This is a genomic window from Mesorhizobium sp. M7A.F.Ca.ET.027.02.1.1 (genome assembly GCF_004022985.1).
In the GTDB taxonomy this organism is placed as follows: Bacteria; Pseudomonadota; Alphaproteobacteria; order Rhizobiales; family Rhizobiaceae; genus Mesorhizobium.
In genome coordinates this window covers 1-17,366 of sequence record NZ_RZOL01000025.1, presented here as the reverse complement: position 1 = coordinate 17,366, position 17,366 = coordinate 1, and the positions used below count along the sequence as shown (strand labels likewise).

Here is a 17,366-nt window from a genome sequence, read left to right as displayed (position 1 = left end):
GCTCAGGACTCTCCAAGCCAGAATGTATCCGGCATGTAGACACCGAAATAGGCGGTCGGATCGTAGCCGAAGAGCGCCTTGTCAGGCAGATTGCGCAGCCGTGAGGACACCAGAATCGGCTGATGCGTTCCGTTCACGGTCCCGATCGAAAACACCTGATCGGTGTAGATCGACAGCATCGAATTCCAGATTTCGACGCGCTCTGTCGCTTCGGTCGATGCGTTCCAGCGCTTGAGCAAAGCCATCAACTCGATCACTTCAGGAAGATCGGGCGCCTCGCCCATCTTGCCGTGAGACAAGTAGTGAGCACCCCAGAGCGGCCATTGCAGTTGATCGTCGATGGTGGGGGCCAGCTGGCTCGGGTTCATGTCGGCGGTCGGCACGCCATTGTCGATGCCCGACCACATCGACATCATGATCTGGCCGCCAAGCGCGCGGCTGCGGAAGATGTCGCGCTGCGAAGTCCGGATGAACAGGGCGATGCCGATCTTTCGCCAGTGATCGGTGATGAGTTCGAGCGCGTCGGTTTCCAGTGTGCTTTCGCCGGCGGTTTCCACGATTATCTGGGCAGAGCGTCCATCGGGAAGTATCCGCAGGCCGTCATCGTCACGTGCCAGAAGCCCGACCTCGTCGAGCAGTGCATTGGCCTGCTCGGGATCATGGGCAACCCAAGCTTTAGCGAATTCCGGCCGGTAGAGCGGGCTCTCGGACAATACGGTATCGGCGCTTTCCTGCGCCAATCCGTAGAACACGGCCATATTGATCTCGCGCCTGTCCACGGCGAGCGAAAGTGCGCGGCGCACGCGCACGTCACGCAGAAGGCCACGCCACACCTGGTCGGCGCAATTCAGATTCGGCAGCAGCGCCAGCCGAGAACCCTGTGTACGTTTCCACAGGTGCATCTTCACCGGATAGCGCTTCTCCGCGTCTTTCAGGAAGGAGTAGTCGCTGAAGTCAATTCCCATGCATTGCAGGTCGCTCTCGCCCGCACCGGTCTTGGCGGAGATGATCGCCGATGAGCTGACATTCATGATGATCCGGTCAACATAGGGCAGTTGCCGGCCGTTCTCGTCTATTCGATGAAAGAACGGGTTGCGCTCGAAGATGAATTGCTCGGCCGGCGGCTTGGTCCGGTTCTGCCAGGGGTCGAGCGTCGGCAGTTCCGGGTTCTCCGGGCGATACTGCCGCGACATGCGGATATGCAGGAGCGTCCATTTCTGGGTCCGGTTCTCCTTCATCAGGCCGGCGAGCCGGAATGAATCCTGATATTTCTTGTGGAACTGCTTGAGATAGGCGGCCGGCAGGACAAGCGATAGCGGCGAAGCGGCAGCGAGCTTGGGCAGGAAGTCTGGATTGGGCGCATCCCAGCTGTAGCGGACCGTCAACGGATCGACGATCTCGAAGCGTGGCGGCTTGCCGTCCGCCAGCAGGGCGGGGGCGAGCCCGCCTTGCGAAAGCTCGTCGTTCAGCCAGACATCTTCCCAACAATAGCGAAAATCCTCCGGCGTCAGCAGGCTGCCGTCAGACCATTTGTGCCCTTCCCGTATCTTGAAGGTGAAGACGCGATCATCCGCCACGTCGAAACGCTCGAGAATGTCGGGTTGCATGTTGAGCTTTTCGTCATAGCCGACCAGGCGAGAATACCCGTAGATCGTCATCATCCGGATATCTTTCTGGCTGCCGATGATTGTCCGCAGCGTGCCGCCATACTGGCCGGGCAGCCGGCCCATTGCAGCGAGATTCAGCGCGCGCGGACTCTTGGGCAGGCGCTCAGCGAGTGTCGGCAGCGCCTTGACCGTCAGTTGTTGCCGAAGAAATTCCGGCTCCAGATCGCCGGCGCGCGACGTCCCTGGCAGAAATGCCGAAGCCATGAGACCAAGGACGGTGCGCCGGCTGATCAATGGCGTAACTCACTGATATCGGCCGAATGTCTCGCCAGCACGAGGTGGCCACCGCCAAGATCGCCCTCGTCGCGGAATTGCGGTCCCCATGCGCTGGTGTCGGAAGCTCCGCTGAGCTTCAGCGTCTTGAAATCCATCGGCCTGTCGAGATCGGGGAAAGGTACCGCGGCGACCAGGGAGCGCGTGTAGGGGTGGATTGGTTTTCTGAGCAGAATTTCGCGCGGCGCAAGCTCGACGATACGCCCGCCGCACATCACCGCGATGCGGTCTGCCATGTAGTCCACCACCGCCAGATTGTGGGATATGAACAGGTAGGTCAGGCCCAGTTCTTTTTGCAGGTCCTTCAGAAGATTCAGGATCTGCGCCTGGACAGAGACATCGAGCGCCGAAACCGGCTCGTCGCAGATCAGGAGTTCGGGCCCTAGCGCCAACGCACGCGCGATGCCGATGCGCTGACGTTGCCCGCCGGAGAAACTGTGCGGATAGCGCTTTATGAAGCGCGGATCGAGCCCGATTGCCTGCATCAGGCTCTTGACCGTGGCGAGTCGGGACGCCGCATTGCCACGTTGATGGATCTCCAGCGGCTCGCTCAAGATGTTCTCCACCGTCATGCGAGGTGAAAGCGACGAAACCGGGTCCTGGAAGACCATCTGGATTTTCGCGCGCAATATGCGCAGGGCATCTCCCTCTGCGCCCAGGACGTCGGTCGGTCCATCGCGGCCGTTGAAGATCACAGAACCGCCGCTGGGGGTGATGGCCCGCATGAGGATCTTGCTGACGGTTGTTTTGCCACAGCCGCTTTCGCCGACCAGACCCAGACACTCACCCCGCCTGATGTCGAAGCTCACGCCGTCCACGGCGCGAACAGAGGTTTGATGACCCCCGCTGAACCATCCGGACTTGCGGGTGGTGAAGGTCTTTGTCAGATCCCTCACCGAAAGCAGAATGTCCTCCGGCCCCTTCGATGCCGGCGCAGTCTGCTTGCCGAGCAGGTTCCCAACGTTCACCGGCACCTCGCGAAGCGCCTTTAGCCTTTCACCAGGCTTCAGGTCGAAATGCGGAACGGCTGCCATCAGGCCCTTCAGGTAAGGGTGGCCCGGCCGGCGGAATATCGCCTCGACAGGCCCCATTTCCATGATCTCGCCATGGTACATGACCACCACCTCGTCGGCGACATTGGCGACCACGCCGAGGTCGTGCGTGATCAGCAGCATCGCCATGTTCAGCTTGGTCTGAAGCCCGCGCAGCAATTGCAGGATTTGCGCCTGGATGGTGACGTCCAACGCCGTCGTCGGCTCGTCGGCGATCAACAAAGCAGGCCGGCAGATAAGCGCCATGGCGATCATGGCGCGTTGCCGCAATCCTCCCGAAAGTTCAAATGGATACATGTCGTAGGCGCGCTTGGGATTGGGAAATCCGACAAGGCCGAGCATTTCCTCGGTCCGCGCCTTGCGCTCCGCCCGAGCCATAGGCGTATGAATCTGCAAGGATTCGCTGACCTGGTTGCCGATCGTGTGCAGCGGCGACAGCGATGTCATCGGCTCCTGAAAGATTTTGCCGATGCGACTGCCTCTCAACGCCCGGATTTCGGTTCCGTCACGCTGCATCTGCAGGATATCCTGCGTCGTTCCGGGCTTTTCAGGATCAGAAAACAGGATACGGCCGCGAACATGGGCCGTATTCGGCAAAATGCCCATCACTGCCTGGCTGAGAACCGATTTTCCGGAACCGGACTCGCCCACAAGCGCGGTAACCTTGCCGGGCAGGACGCGAAGATTTGCGCGCCTGACGGCATGCAACGGTCCCCCGATCATGGCAAAAGAGATGCCAAGATCCTCGATCCGCAGCAGATCAATGCCCGAATTCATCCTCACACCAGCCCCACTCTGGCAGTCTGCCGGGCGGCAGACCCAAAAGCGAGACTAGCGTATTGCCAGCCTAGAGCAACTTGGATTCGAATCGAATTCCGCGACGGAACCGGCGACCGGGCTGCACACCAAGGCTTTCGGACCGGATCGTGTCGGTTACTGGAGCTTCCTCCGGTCGCTTGCCGACAACCGCGCGGCATCGCGATGAAGCAGCATGACCTGCTCGGCGTCCGATATCCGGTCGTGAATCGGCGCAGCGTCTTCATCGAGGGCGAGAGCACCCGACAAATCGGGTGAAAGCACCGTCAGCTTCTGCTTGATACCCGCCAGTTCCTCCGTGCCGAGCGTCAGCCAACTGTTGTCGCCGCAATAGCTGGCGAAGTCCTTGCTGGCGAGAACGCTGTGCGGATATTTCTTGGTCAGGGTCTGGAGACGCTGGACCTCGTTTACAGCCGAGCCGAAGACAGAGAATGTCAGCCGGTCGGTAAGCCCGACATTGCCGAACATCACATTGCCGACATGCAGGCCGATACCAAACTTTATGTCGCCCAGTCCCTGCTCCTTTCTGCGCAGATTGAGTTCCATCATGCGCGCGCTGGCCTTGTGCGCTGCCGCAAGAGCAGCCTGGCAGGCGATCTCGGACTGCGAGCGATGCCTTTCGCAGGGGTAGACGGCGATGAAGCCATCACCCAGGAAACTCATGATCTGCCCGCCTTTGCGATTGAAAGGCGCAGCGATGGCATCGAAAAACTGGTTCAGCGTATCGATGTAGATTTCGCGACCGGAGGTTTCGGCAAGCCTTGTCGACCCGCGCATATCGCCCATGACCAATGCGGCCCGGATTGTGTCACCCTCGCCGCGCTTGATCTGGCCGTCCAGCACACGCCTGCCGGCGTCGCCGCCAAGATAAGTGGTCATCATGTTGTCGGCGAGCTTGGTGAGCACCGCCATCTTGGTGGCGATAGCGAGATAGTTCTGGATCCGCAGTAGCGCCGAAATCATGCCGTCGCTGAAGCCAGACGCACTGTCGGTCGACCACGACCCCATCATGCCCTGGCTGGTATCGCCGTTGAAGGGGTGCACGAAAGCCATGTAATCGGTGACGCCCATACGCCTGAGGTCGTCGAAAACAGGAAACTCCGACCGCACCGACGGGTCAAGCCGGCGCCGCAGGTGGTCGAGCTTGTTGCTGAGCAGATGGTAATATGGGCTGGTCAGGAATCTGTCGGAATGAACGCCGTTCTCACTGCGGAAGCCTTCCACTTCCAGGCCCTGGCCGCGAAGCCAGGTAAAACCAAGCGCGTCATAAAGCGGATGAAGCATCGAAAAGCTCAAATGCACCCGCTTCAGCGGCAGGCCGGCAGCAGCCAGCCGTTCACAAAAGCCCTTTACCAATGTTTCCAGGTCGTTGCCCGCCAGCGCCGATTGGCTCAGCCAGTCGGCAACTTTATCCATGAGAATGGTGGAAATTTCTGCTTGCGCTGTGCTCATGCCATCTCAAACCCGTCGAAGACGAGCCATCTCCTTTGATCCGCCACACAATCGAAGTCAGTGAAGCCGGCTTCGGCGACGAAAGCCGGCGAAGAATTTCCTAAATAACTCCTTGCAGGAAGGAAGCAGGCGTAAAACAGCATCTATCACCTGGAACCCTATGTGGCGAGGCTTCCGGCGGAGTGCAATCTCGATCCTGACATCGGGCAAAGAATTCGCCGTCTCAGACACCGTCGGGCCTTCACCACTGTCTCTTGGGCACCCCGAGATGGCCAAAAAAATTGCGTGTGTCGACGATCAGAGGAGCGTGATCAGCGATCGCCTGATAGTCGATCGCGTCGTGGCCGGTTGCCACGACGACAGCATCGAATCCTTCGGGGCTTCCGGTGTTTCGTCAGCGGTGTCGGAACGCAGATTATGATGGCATCGCAGACGGCTAGTTCGACAAATCCGCAGTGGCGCGGAACCGCCCGGTCGGCAAGGGCTGTCGACGTCACTGCCTCAAGGAGGATTGGCCGTTGTTCAGGCTCTCGACCTTCCGGGTTTCGATGTCGAAGCCGGAAAACCGGGGACCCGGCGCGTGCGATCGCAACCGACAGCGGCAACCCAGCATAGCCAGCCCGATCACGCTGACATGCGCGGCGCGCCTCGAAATCCGGTTAAGAAGACGGTCATATCGTGAGGCGTCCAAAAAATCTGCTTTCCCGTCAATTCGGACAGGTTACCCGCTCCCATGGCGAGGCTCACCGGTGCCAAGAACCATGAGTGAGGGCATATTGCGGAACTCGAATTCCGCAAGCAGTCAGCAGACCTGCGCCTTCGCCTTCAGGCTTGCGGCAGCCATCGCGTAGCCGCCGGCGGCGCCATCGATGAAGTGAACGTGATCGCGCTGCAGCGGCGAGATGACGAGGCAGGTCATCAAGGCGGACTTCTGGCGGTGCAGGCCATAATTGCAGATGCCCGCTTCTTCCGCCTGCTTCAGCCGGTCTTGGATCCGATGCAGCACATCCGCGTCAACGTCGATGGTCATCTTCAAGCCGTCGTCGAACTTTCGGAAATCCGAATTGCTGGCCACCTCGCGTTTGTAGACCTTCGGATCGAAACGGCCAATCGTCCAGCCAAATCGATCGGTTGCAGCCGTAAGCGTCATCAGGAACACGATCCACAGCTTCGACCGCCACCGCCATCCTGCCGGGGCCATCGCCCGCGCCTCGACATCCAGGCCGGCGGGCAGCAGACTGTAGCCCGGGCCGTCCACCGGCACCGGGTGGCCATCGCGCTCCTGCCTGCCGGCGAGGGCGATGATGTCGGAAGCCAGAAACTGAAACCCGCGCAAGTCGCGCGACGCCCCCGGTGTGGCTATGATCGAGACGATTTCGCCATGCCGGGCCTCGATCGGGTTCCAACGGCAGGAGAGGCCGGTCAGATCCGGCCGCGCGCCGGCCGGCGCAGGATCGATGCGGTAGCGCCCCGCTTTCATCTCAGCTTCCGCCCAACTGCCGCCACCGCCGGCGAACATGGCATAGAAGGCCGCTTCGGAAGCCCGGAACCTCGCCACGCGAACGTCGAGGCCATGCGCCCTTATGTCCCCTATCGGCACGATCGCGGCGCGCAAGGTAAGGCCCAGTTCGTCCGCCACCCACCTTTGCACGGCCGCCAGCGCGTTGCGGGCAATCTCCAGCGCCGAGCCGGGAAACGCCACGAGCGCGCCGTCGCCGCCGAAGACAAAGGGCAGGTCTTGCCGACCCAGCGCATTGAGCAGCGCCGAAATGACGCTTGCGCCGGCCATATTGACGGTTTTATAGCGCCCCGCCTCGATCGCCTTGGTCGAGCCGACAATGTCGGCAGTGGCCAGCGCCCAGCCATCGGGGAGGGGCCGATAGTTATCGATGTCGGCAACGCTTTCGAACTTTGCGAAGACCGGCAAAGAAGCGACAAACGGGTCGGACGCGACAGCTGTTTCCATGGCCATTAGATAGCATATTCCACGGCTTGAAGGTGAAGTCGATTACGCTTGGAAATTGACTTGCGCAGGCTTTCCGGTGATAGGGTCGCGCGATGCGAATTGCCTTCTACGCGCCGCTGAAGTCACCCAATCATCCCGTTGTTTCCGGCGACCGCCAGATGGCACGGATGCTTGTCAAAGCGCTGGAGCACGGAGGGCATAGCGTCGAACTGGCATCTGAGTTGCGCTTCTATCTACGCCAGCCGGAGTCGAAAAGTTTCGAGGCACTAAAGATCGAGGCCGCAGAGGAAGCCGCGCGGCTGACCAAACTTTGGGGTCGTGACGGCAAGCCCGATCTCTGGTTCACCTACCATCCTTATTACAAGGCGCCCGACTTGATCGGGCCGGAGCTGGCGTCGGCCTTTGCTGTCCCCTATGTGACAGCGGAAGCCTCCTATTCCAGGCGACGCGAAGCCGGCTTGTGGGCCGATAGCCAAGCATTGGTGGCGCGAGCCATCGAACAGGCGGCGATGAACATCTGCTTCACCCAAAGGGATCGTCAGGGACTGGCGGATGCTATTCCCAAGGCCGCTTTCGGTATGCTTTCGCCCTTCATCGACACATCGGCATTCCGGGAAATCCCGGCACGGGGTTGTCCGACGCGCCTCATTACCGTCGCCATGATGCGCCCAGGCGACAAACTGGGCAGCTATCGCATGCTGGCGCAAGCGCTCGGCTTGATAGGTCACCTGCCCTGGACCATGTCGATCGTCGGAGACGGCCCAGCCCGCGACGAGGTCGAAGCGCAATTCGCCGACCTGCCCGCCGATCGTATCGAGTGGATTGGCTCGATCGAGCCAGCCGCCGTGCCGGATGTCCTTTACACCGGGGGAATCTATGTCTGGCCGGGTTATGGCGAGGCCTACGGCGTTGCCTATCTTGAAGCACAGGCCGCCGGCCTTCCGGTGGTGGCTCAGGACATCGCCGGCGTGCCGGAGGTCGTGCGGGATGGCCAGACCGGGTTTCTAACCCCGCCGGGCGATGTCGCGGCGTTCGCTTCCGCCATTGAAAGGCTTCTGGCCCGTGACGACGAAAGAACCATCATGGCCGCGGAAGCCAGGCGTTTCGTTCTCGAAGAACGTTCCCTCGGTGGCGCAGCTGCGCGTCTGGCCGGACTTATTGCGAAGGTCCCGGTCTCATGACGTCCGATCCGATCTGGCAGCCCTTGGTGGAAGAGCTGGCGCGCCTGCAACGGGCGGGCCGCAAGGCGGAGTTCTGGCTGCGCGACGACGACGCCGTGGATCCGACGCCTGCGCTTAATCGGCTGCTCGACCTCACCGGTGAATTCGCGGTTCCGGTCACTCTGGCCGTCATTCCGGCCCTGACCGACGCGAAGCTTGTCGCCCGGCTTGACGAGGCCCCGCATGCCACGGTCGCGATCCATGGCTGGGCGCACCGAAATCATGCGCCCGAGGACCAGAAAAAGCAGGAACTCGGCGCGCATCGGCCACGCGAGGCGGTGCTCGATGATCTGGCTCGCGGACTGTCGCGAGTAACCGGCCTGCACGGCGCACGTGCCGTTCCGATGCTGGTGCCGCCATGGAACAGGATCGACGCCGGCGTGGTATCCGACCTTGGATCGATAGGTTTTGCGGCCTTGTCAGTCTATGGGCCGCCGAAGCCGGCTTCATTGGCGGTCATCAACAGCAATGTCGACATCATGGATTGGCATGGCACGCGCGGCTGCCTCGATCATGGTCTATTGGTCCAGGCTATCATCGCACACTTGCAGCATGCATCCGACGGCGAGCCGATCGGCCTGCTCACCCACCATCTTGTACATGATGAATCGGCCTGGCTTTTCCTCGAACGATTGTTGACAGTCACCGCACAGGCTGAACCCTGTGCATGGCTTCCGATCAGGACATTGATCGGGCGCCGCGCGGGTAAAGGAAAATAGCTCAGCGCTTTCTGTGCGATGAGACCGGGAATTTGAGCATCTGGCCATCCCGCGCGGCAAAAGCGCCGGCAAACCTGTCCTTGGCCAGCTTCTCCATCTCGTCCAGTTGCTCGTCGGTGCGTGTCGGATCGTGGTGAAACAGCGCAAGCGCCCGTGCACCAGCAGCCTCACAGAGCTTGACGCCCTGTTGCCATGTCGAGTGCCCGTTACCGCGGCGGCGTTCCATTTCCTTCTCGGTGTAGGTGCAATCGTAAATGACGAGGTCGGCATCTTCGATCAGGTCGAGCACCGACTGATCGAGTTTGTCCGGCTCGTGCTCGGTGTCGGTGATCACCGCCACGACGCGGCCGCCCCATTCGATCCGGTAGCCTATGCAGCCTCCCGGATGGGCGAGACTGCCGGTCCGAACCACCACCCCTTCGCGCGGCCGAAGCACGTCTCCGGATACAAAATCGCGGCAGTCGAGATTTGCCTTGCAGACGTTCATTTTCACCGGAAACCACGGCGGCCGTATGAACTCATCGATAATCTGCCGGGTCGTCATGCGTCCTGCAAGATGCCCGGACCAAAGCGTAAGTTTGACGCTCGGGTCGAAGATAGGCGCAAAAGCCGGCAGCCCGATGATGTGATCGTAATGGCAATGGGTGAAAAGCAGGTCGAAATCGGTTACATCCGACGCCTGAAGCGCCCTACCGGCAGGCCGCAGGCCAGAGCCTGCGTCGAACAGAAGCGTATGCTTGCCGCATCGCATCTCAATGCAGATTGTGTTGCCGCCATAGCGAGCGAATTCTGGCCCGGATACAGCAATGCTGCCGCGCACGCCCCAAAATCTGACCAGGAAAAAATCGTCGTCCATGCTACCTTTCGCTCATCATAGCTCTAGGCGCTTCGTGCGTCGATCAGATCCGCGGTCGTATGGCTTAGCCGATCGGCAAGAACCCGCAATATCTCGATGGTCATTTCCGGGAACTCCTTCATAAGCCTCAGGAAATGATCCTTGCGGATTCTCAAGGCCTCCAGATCACTTGCCGCGCTGACGGTGGCAGTGCGGGAGCTGTTGCACAATATGGCGATCTCGCCGACGATCGAATTTGGCAGCAGTTCGGCAACCTTTATCGGCCCGCTGTCGGAATCGACCAGAATATCCGCCCTGCCTGAAAGGATGACATAGGCAGCGTCTGCCTCGTCGCCCTGCCGGAAAAGAATCTGGCCGGCGCTGTAATTCACGCGATCGGATGTGAACGCGAGCAGCTTGAGCTTTGCCGGCTCAATGCCGGAGAACAAGGGAACGCGTTGCAGCATTCCAACCTCATCCTTGAGCAGCATTGTCGCAAACCTTCCTAAATTCGCGTCTGCCAGACTATGACAGAAGTTCCTTGAAGATACCGTTCTCTGCCAAAAGTGTCTCGTGTGTACCGTCTTCCACCAATTGCCCCGAGTCAAAGACGATAACGCGATCGAACATCATCGCCATTGCCGGACTCGTCACGACCCACACAATTGCCGGCGAATGGCCGTCGCGTCTGGCTTCCTCGAGCACGTTTCGCAGCACCTTGTCCTGAACGCGCTGGTCGAGCGCCGACAGCGGCCGGTTGAGAATGAGAAAATCGGGACGCTTGAGCAGAGCCCGGGCAACATCGAGCTTCTGTCGCTGTCCGCTGGTCAGCCGCCTTCCACCGGCGCCGACGTTGAAGTCCAGGCCGACATCCAGAAGCTCGGCATAAAGCCCCAGCTCGTCAAGAATGTCATAGACGATGGAGCGTATGCGGTCCGGCGCGTCGGGATGGTTGTTTCCCACACGGCCGAACAGGACATTGTCCATGACGGTGGCCGCCGCAATGTATTTGGCAGGATCATACCGTTCGATCGCGTTGTGCAGCTCGGGCGGCAGGTTTTCATAGAACCGGTTGCGTGCGGCGACGATCTTGCTCATCAACTCGTCGGTCAGCAGGCCGAAGCGGTGCCGGGGCTCGATATAGGCAAAGCTCAAGGTGATGATCATGGCGCGGTCGGCCTCCGAAACCGCCTCGTAGGGGCGGTTCTTGAGCCGCTGCAGCAAGGTCTCGTAGGCGGGGATCTCCTCGGCGCTCATGAAGGCGAGCTGCTGGAAGAACTGGTGATCTGGCGGCAGGTCGGCAAACAGCTCGATCGCCTGTTCGGCGATCTCCATGCCCATCTCGTAGAGCGTGCTGTCGAGGCCGGCCTGCTTCAGCACGGAAGCAAAGTAGGGATTGGCCGCCAGAGCCTTGTCGGCCAGTTCGGGGCCGGCGGCGGCGCCGAAAAGCAGGTTCTGGCCGATCGTCGCTTCCGTGTTGTAAGCGCCCGGCTCGAAAGGAACCACCAGTTCGCGCAGCCCTTCCTGTTCGAGCCGGGTTCGCAGCGCTGCACGCAGTTCGACGATCCGCCCGGCGAGCTTCGTGTGACGCGTGAGGTCGGCCGAAGAGCGCAAGCCAAGATCCAGAATGTCGCGCGACAGAAGAACCGCGTCGAGCACCCGGCGCACCGCTTCAAAGAGGTCGTGCGGGCCGGTAGCACCGGCGGAAGCATAGTCGATCCAGTCGCTGTGGACGTCGAAATCCGGATTGCCCGACCGGCGCGCCTCGTCCATGTTCCAGCGCTGCTGGTCTGCCGCGGTGCCGTCATAAGTCACCGATGTCAGCGGTGCATGCTTCAACCCGTAGAGCAAGTTATCGCGCAGGCTTGCTTGGAACAGGAAAACATCCGACGAGGCGTAGGACATGCGCCGGCCGGTCACGGCTTCGGGGAGTTCAAGCAGGTCATCGGCGCCCGAAGCGACCTTTCCACTCTCTGGCCAGTTCAGACGCGCGAAGGCTTCTGCTAGCGCCTCTGCTCCGCCTGTCGGGGTGCTGACCAGCGCCACCGTCTCAGCCGGCTTGACCTGCATGGAGACACGGTTGAGGAGCATTGCACCGCCATCGTCTGCCATGGACAGACCGACCGCCGACAGCGGGTTTGTCATCGGACCGGGATCGTCGATCGCCAGTGCCGCGATTCCCGGCGCAATGATATCCTCGACGGTGAACTGTTCAACGACCTGCTGATATTTGACCTGGACATCCTGCCGATCCTGATCCCAGTCGATCAGCTCCTTCATCGGTCCGGGCAGGTCCTTGTAGGCTCCGATCACCGCCACGAGCTGACCGACGTCCAGCCGGCCCCCTATGACCAGATACCCGCCGATCATGTAGAACAGAAAGGGCGTGAGCTGTGCGAGAAAATTGTTGAGGAACTTTACCATGAATTTCCATTGGTAAAGATCGAAGCGGATCTTGAAGATGAGCCCTAGCCTAGCAGCTATGTCGGCGCGCTCGTAGTTCGACGTGTCGTGGACGTGAACCGCGCCGATACCGTCGACGATTTCGCCAACCCGGCCGGAAAGCGCGCGCGCCGTCAACTGCCGTTGGCGCCCAAGCACGAGCAGCCGCCGCCGCATCCGCGGGATGAGTACGATCTGGATGATCACGATCACCATCGCTATCATTCCGAGCCAGACGTTCTGGACCATGATGAACAGCATGGCCGTCAGCGCCTGGCCGCCGAGCAGCACCGGCTGCAGGAAGGCATCGCCGATAAAGCCGCCCAGCGGCTCCACCTCATCCTTCACCATGGTCGCCACTTCGGCGGATTTCACCCGCTTGAAGTAAATCGGCGGAAACCGCAGCACACGATCGATCAGATCGAAGCGAATACGCCGCAGCATGCGTTCGCCGAGGCGGCCCTTGTAGGTGTTGATGTAGAGTTTGAACAGGCCGTTGATGACGACCAGCAAGAGGAACACAAGGCTCAGGGCAAGCAGCGTCTCCTTGCGGTCCAGCTGAAAACCGGAGAAGAACTGGACCTCGCCAATGAACGGCAGGTTATAGTGCAATTTCATGAAGGGCAGGGTCGCGCCGGGTTGCTCGAACCCCTTCCCCTGGATCGGGCCGTTGACGATCAGCTTCGGCAGGTCGAAGGACATGAAATATGGGATCATCGAAAGCAGGACGATCATCAATATCCAGATCTGCTGCTTCCGGGTGTGCGTCCAGATATAGCGGGCTAGGCTGGGTTCCATATGCGGCTGTCAGTTTGGAGGAAGCAGGCGGTGAAAGCACCTGCTGGCAAACGATGTATCGGCAATGTCTTCGCGGATGGACGCCGCTGGTCCGGACAGACGCAACCGGCCCCCTTCGTGACCGTGCAACGGCGAAACGGCTGGTGGCATAGTCTCATCCGCAAGTCGAACAGCCTTGGGTGAGGCAATATTGCGTTGTGTAGCCCGAAATCCCAACATAGAAGACGAATATGATGGATGTCACGCAAGCACGCAATGCCGGCATTGACGGGCACGAACAAGCCTTGGACCTCGCCCGGGGAATTGCCGCCTATGTCGACCACCCTCTTGTCGCCGGGCTGGCGCGGGTCATCGCCAAGTATCCGACTGCCGATATCGCCAACGCCTTCAACCACAAGCAGGTCGCCTGCAAGATGTGGGCGCTCGACAAGCTGTTCGAAAACGACGGCGGCCGGTTCGGGCGCATATGGGTTCTGGGCGGATGGTACGGCGTATTGCCGGCAATGCTTTTCAACGACGCCCGTTTCGACATTGCGGCGATCGACAGCATCGACATCGATCCTGAAGTCGGGCCGGTCGCCCGGACCCTCAACCGGGAAGCCGGCGACCGCTTCCGGGCGCTGACGGAAGATATGTACGCACTCGACTATGCGGCCGGTCGGCCCGACCTGGTGGTCAATACGAGCTGCGAACACATAGCCGACCTGGGTGCCTGGCTTGCCCTGCTTCCGCGGGGCACGAAGGTGCTACTGCAATCGAACGATTACTTCAGCGAGCCGACGCACATCAACTGCGTGGCTTCGCTTGCAGCCTTCGAAGCAATGGTGGCGCTACGGGAGATCAGGTTCTCCGGCGAACTGCCGACAAAAAAATATACCCGCTTCATGCTGATTGGAACTGTTTGAAGCGCGTTGCGCGAATCCAACCGAGATATGACCTGCGCTAGGATTTCGAGGACCAGGTTCGATGCCGCTCGCGCAGGATTTGCGCCGAGTGACGGGCGCCTTCCAGATCTAGACGATGCGCGGCTGGCGTCGGTCCCGCAAGCGCCTGTTCGATCGCTTGCGCCAGACACTCAGGCGTCAGGTCGTTTTCCCTCAGAACCGTCGCCAAACCCAGTTCTTCGAGCATCAGGGCTCGAACCGTCTGTTCCGTTTCCCCGCCGGCTGCAAAGGGAACGAGCAGCGAGCGACAGCGCGCGCGCAGGACATCGCAGACAGTGTTGTAACCCGCCTGCGAGACCGACAGGCGGGCGCCGGTCAGCAAGCTGGCGAAATCCTCGCGAAACCGAAAGATGGACAGGCCCGGCGTGGCATCGCGTGTAATCGCGTCAAACTCGTCCTTCGGCAGGTTTGGGCCGGTGATCAGACACCATTTCCAGGCGTTGTTGGCATTCCGCGCTGATGCGATGGTGGACCGGACAAGGCTCTTTCCGGCGGCCCCGCCGCCAACCGACACCACAACGTCGAAACGCTCGGAGGCCGCGGGCGCTGGTGGCGCGGCAACGAGCCCCGTGTACGCAACCTCGGCCCTGATCGCTCCCGCCAGTGGAAATGTCTTGTCTAGGGTTGCGAAAGCCGGATCGCCATGGACCATGACAAGGTCAAAATGCCTGTTAACGAGATCGACCGTTTCCTCGTTTCGGCCCGGCTTGACGCGCTCCTGAAGGATATCACGGACGGACGTCACCAGCAGCGGTCTGGGCGACGCCGCGTCGATGGCCTCGATCAGCGGCAAGAGTTCGAAACGCATCTGCCGGCGCCCAAATGGAAACGCCTCGACAATGACGATATCAGGCCTGCAATCCCGGAATGCCTGCAGCAGCATCTCTGAACGCCGTTTCTTGAAATCATCGTCAATGGGCTTGCCCTGCAGGTCGACAAGACCGGAAAATCCTTCATCACCGGAGGTAACAGATGGCAGGGTTACAGATATTGCCCCCAATCCCGGAAACCCCGCGACCGGCGCTCCGCCAGTGACGATGGTTACGTCAAACCCGTCATCGACCAGAGCCGCCGCGACGCGGCTGGAGCGCGCGAGATGGCCGATGCCGAGCAGGTGCTGGACATAGAAGAAAGCGCGCAGCCGCTTCATTCGGCGGCCCGCCACTCCCGTTCGAACAGCTCCTTGAGCTGTCCAATGCTTGCCATGTGATCGAAATTGCCGCGCACGCGCGCCTCTGCGGTGTCGCCGAGGCGGGCACGCAGCACGGGATCACGGATCAGTCGCTCCAGCGCCTGTGCCAGGGCAATTGGGTTTTCCGTCGGAACCAGTAGCCCGGTTTCATCCGGCGATAAAAGCTCCGGCACGCCGGAAACATCGGTCGACACGCAGGCAAGCCGCTGGCTGGCCGCCTCCACCAGAACATTCGGCAGACCATCGCGGTCGCCATTTGCGGTGATCCTGCAGGCCAGGGCGAAGATATCGGCGCGGCGGTAGTGCTCAAGCACCTCTTCCTGCGCGAGCGCGCCTTTCCAAGAGATGCGACCATCCAGTCCGAGTTTTTGCGCCAACGCCTTGAGCCGCTCCAATTCCTCGCCGCCGCCAATATGCTCGAAACGCCACGCTAAATCACCGGGCAAGAGGGCAAGGGCCTCCAGCAAGGTGTCGAAACCTTTCTTTGCAACGGCGCGCCCGACACTCAGAACGATAACCGGTTCGTCCGGCGCCGAGCCGTCATGCTGTTTTCGTGCCTCGCCGAAAATGCCGAAGCGATCAAGGTCGAGCCCATGATAGCTCAAATGCACTGACGAGTTGCCGTCGGCGAGTTTTTTCAGACGGTCGAAGCCCGTTTTCGTGCAAGTTACCGTCCAGCGCGCCGAGGAAAGCTTGCTGGCCAGATCCCAATCCGCCGAAGTCCAGATGTCCTTGGCATGGGCCGAGCAGCTCCAGGGCAGACCAAGAAGCTGGCTGGCATAGCGCGTCACCGATGCCGGCGTGTGCGCGAAATGCGCATGCAGCCATACCGCGTCTTCGGGCCATTCGGCCGCTAGCACGAGCGCTTGCCCGAAACGGCGCGCGCGATTGCGCGTAAAGTCGCGCGGCATATCGACGGCCAGCGATCCCAGTGCACGCCAGAAGCCCGGCCGCTGCAAACAAGCAGAAAGCGAGCGAACCACGCGCAGCGGCTCTTCATGCAGATATTCCGGCAGATAATGGACGGGCGCTTTGATCTCGTCATGCACGGGGTGGCGTTTTGCGTCGGTCGGCCGCCTGAGCGCAACGAGTATCAGATCGAACCCCGCACGCTCCAGTCCGAGCAGTTCCTGCGCGATGAAGGTTTCCGACAGCCGCGGATAACCCTTCAGAACCACGACGATCTTGCGATGTTGCAACTCAGTTCATGCCTTCAATAACCGAAAGGTGAGGGCCAGCCTGCCGGTCGAGCAGTTCCGCGACGATTTCGGAAATATGAGGGAGCCCTTCCAGGGTCAGATGTGGATTACTCTGGGATGGACGAGGCCGATTCGGCAGCGCCACCAGTGCATCGGCAAACCGCTGGGAGTCCTTGGCTTCCTCCGGCAAAAGCATTTCGATGAGGCCCAGTTCGGCCGCGCGCCGCGCGCGGATCAGTTGTTCCTGGCGGGGTTCGATGCGCGGCACGATGAGCGCCGGCTTGTCGAAAGAAAGTATCTCGCAATAGGTGTTGTAACCGCCCATCGCCACTACCGCCTTGGCGCCGGCAATCAGGTCTTCCATGCGGTTGTCGAACTCGATAATCTTGATGTAGGGGATCGTGGCACCCTTCTTCAGCAACTTATTGCGCTTGCGAGCCGGCATGTAAGGCCCAAGCACGATCAGCGCCTTGTGCTGCAATTTCGGATCCTGCTGATAAGCGTCGATGACGTCGTGAATCAATTCGGCCCCGTCGCCGCCGCCACCGGTGGTAACCAGGATATAGTCGCCCTCTGGCCGGTGGCCGGGCAACTGGTTCCGCTGCAAGCTCCGTTGCAGGAAACCGACGAATCTCATTTTTGCCCTGACAGCCGGCGGCACATCCAAGCCGGTCAATGGGTCGTAGAAATCCGGCGGGCCATAGGCCCAGACCTTGTCGTAGAACAGGCCTATCTTGCGCATCACATCCCTGCGAGCCCACTCTGCTTCGAGCAGATGCGGTGCATCCATC

13 protein-coding genes are annotated in these 17,366 nt (G+C 60.7%); 3 read left to right on the top strand and 10 right to left on the bottom strand.

The window, feature by feature from the left end; all coding sequences use genetic code 11:
• Nucleotides 1-2: 2 nt before the first annotated feature.
• The 4 genes from EN749_RS05165 to EN749_RS05145 all read right to left on the bottom strand — a co-directional run bounded on the left by EN749_RS05165 (nt 3) and on the right by EN749_RS05145 (nt 7,226).
• Entirely contained in the window at nt 3-1,901 is a 1,899-nt protein-coding gene (locus EN749_RS05165; protein ID WP_128362676.1) for an ABC transporter substrate-binding protein, read from the bottom strand.
• Nucleotides 1,898-3,769: an ABC transporter ATP-binding protein gene (locus tag EN749_RS05160; RefSeq protein WP_128362675.1), complete on the bottom strand. Its 1,872-nt coding sequence runs from the start codon at nt 3,767-3,769 to the stop codon at nt 1,898-1,900. The genes EN749_RS05165 and EN749_RS05160 overlap by 4 nt, the downstream gene beginning before the upstream one ends.
• A gap of 156 nt (nt 3,770-3,925) precedes the next feature.
• Nucleotides 3,926-5,260 carry an adenylate/guanylate cyclase domain-containing protein gene (locus tag EN749_RS05155; RefSeq protein ID WP_127811228.1) on the bottom strand — a complete coding sequence of 445 codons (1,335 nt, stop codon included), beginning with the start codon at nt 5,258-5,260 and terminating at the stop codon, nt 3,926-3,928.
• An 802-nt stretch (nt 5,261-6,062) separates the two neighbouring features.
• The gene (locus tag EN749_RS05145) at nt 6,063-7,226 is read right to left on the bottom strand and encodes a DUF3095 domain-containing protein (RefSeq protein ID WP_245463554.1); all 1,164 of its coding nucleotides are present in this window, start codon (nt 7,224-7,226) and stop codon (nt 6,063-6,065) included.
• A 92-nt stretch (nt 7,227-7,318) separates the two neighbouring features.
• Here EN749_RS05145 and EN749_RS05140 point away from each other — a divergent pair, with 92 nt between their 5' ends.
• Together EN749_RS05140 and EN749_RS05135 are read left to right on the top strand one after the other, a co-directional pair.
• Nucleotides 7,319-8,407, top strand: coding sequence for a glycosyltransferase family 4 protein (locus EN749_RS05140; RefSeq protein ID WP_127395733.1), 1,089 nt, complete (start codon nt 7,319-7,321; stop codon nt 8,405-8,407).
• Nucleotides 8,404-9,165: a polysaccharide deacetylase family protein gene (locus EN749_RS05135; RefSeq protein ID WP_127395732.1), complete on the top strand. Its 762-nt coding sequence runs from the start codon at nt 8,404-8,406 to the stop codon at nt 9,163-9,165. Before EN749_RS05140 ends, EN749_RS05135 begins: the two co-directional genes overlap by 4 nt.
• Before the next feature lies 1 nt (nt 9,166).
• Here EN749_RS05135 and EN749_RS05130 read toward each other — a convergent pair whose 3' ends face one another.
• The 3 genes from EN749_RS05130 to EN749_RS05120 are packed head-to-tail and all read right to left on the bottom strand — an operon-like array spanning nt 9,167 to nt 13,240.
• The gene (locus EN749_RS05130) at nt 9,167-10,021 is read right to left on the bottom strand and encodes an MBL fold metallo-hydrolase (protein WP_127811227.1); all 855 of its coding nucleotides are present in this window, start codon (nt 10,019-10,021) and stop codon (nt 9,167-9,169) included.
• Between the two features lie 23 nt (nt 10,022-10,044).
• Nucleotides 10,045-10,491 carry a cyclic nucleotide-binding domain-containing protein gene (locus tag EN749_RS05125; RefSeq protein WP_127292062.1) on the bottom strand — a complete coding sequence of 149 codons (447 nt, stop codon included), beginning with the start codon at nt 10,489-10,491 and terminating at the stop codon, nt 10,045-10,047.
• A 34-nt stretch (nt 10,492-10,525) separates the two neighbouring features.
• Nucleotides 10,526-13,240 carry an ABC transporter ATP-binding protein gene (locus tag EN749_RS05120; protein ID WP_127326884.1) on the bottom strand — a complete coding sequence of 905 codons (2,715 nt, stop codon included), beginning with the start codon at nt 13,238-13,240 and terminating at the stop codon, nt 10,526-10,528.
• 230 nt (nt 13,241-13,470) lie between these two features.
• On the opposite strand from EN749_RS05120, the gene EN749_RS05115 reads away from it, so the two are divergent.
• Nucleotides 13,471-14,145: a class I SAM-dependent methyltransferase gene (locus tag EN749_RS05115; protein ID WP_164873903.1), complete on the top strand. Its 675-nt coding sequence runs from the start codon at nt 13,471-13,473 to the stop codon at nt 14,143-14,145.
• A 37-nt stretch (nt 14,146-14,182) separates the two neighbouring features.
• Here EN749_RS05115 and EN749_RS05110 read toward each other — a convergent pair whose 3' ends face one another.
• The 3 genes from EN749_RS05110 to EN749_RS05100 all read right to left on the bottom strand — a co-directional run.
• A complete protein-coding gene (locus EN749_RS05110; RefSeq protein WP_128362674.1) occupies nt 14,183-15,334 on the bottom strand; it encodes a glycosyltransferase family protein in 1,152 nt (383 codons plus the stop codon).
• The gene (locus tag EN749_RS05105) at nt 15,331-16,575 is read right to left on the bottom strand and encodes a glycosyltransferase (RefSeq protein WP_127811225.1); all 1,245 of its coding nucleotides are present in this window, start codon (nt 16,573-16,575) and stop codon (nt 15,331-15,333) included. Before EN749_RS05105 ends, EN749_RS05110 begins: the two co-directional genes overlap by 4 nt.
• 1 nt (nt 16,576) lies before the next feature.
• Nucleotides 16,577-17,366 (bottom strand): glycosyltransferase (locus tag EN749_RS05100; protein ID WP_281061870.1); only part of this gene is annotated, 790 nt, incomplete at its 5' end.

Bases quoted from the DNA above. Each gene is read 5' to 3' on its own strand.
- EN749_RS05160 (WP_128362675.1), bottom strand. From the start codon at position 3,769: ATGAATTCGGGCATTGATCTGCTGCGGATCGAGGATCTTGGCATCTCT.
- EN749_RS05155 (WP_127811228.1), bottom strand. From the start codon at position 5,260: ATGAGCACAGCGCAAGCAGAAATTTCCACCATTCTCATGGATAAAGTT.
- EN749_RS05145 (WP_245463554.1), bottom strand. From the start codon at position 7,226: ATGGAAACAGCTGTCGCGTCCGACCCGTTTGTCGCTTCTTTGCCGGTC.
- EN749_RS05140 (WP_127395733.1), top strand. From the start codon at position 7,319: ATGCGAATTGCCTTCTACGCGCCGCTGAAGTCACCCAATCATCCCGTT.
- EN749_RS05135 (WP_127395732.1), top strand. From the start codon at position 8,404: ATGACGTCCGATCCGATCTGGCAGCCCTTGGTGGAAGAGCTGGCGCGC.
- EN749_RS05130 (WP_127811227.1), bottom strand. From the start codon at position 10,021: ATGGACGACGATTTTTTCCTGGTCAGATTTTGGGGCGTGCGCGGCAGC.
- EN749_RS05125 (WP_127292062.1), bottom strand. From the start codon at position 10,491: ATGCTGCTCAAGGATGAGGTTGGAATGCTGCAACGCGTTCCCTTGTTC.
- EN749_RS05120 (WP_127326884.1), bottom strand. From the start codon at position 13,240: ATGGAACCCAGCCTAGCCCGCTATATCTGGACGCACACCCGGAAGCAG.
- EN749_RS05115 (WP_164873903.1), top strand. From the start codon at position 13,471: ATGATGGATGTCACGCAAGCACGCAATGCCGGCATTGACGGGCACGAA.
- EN749_RS05110 (WP_128362674.1), bottom strand. From the start codon at position 15,334: ATGAAGCGGCTGCGCGCTTTCTTCTATGTCCAGCACCTGCTCGGCATC.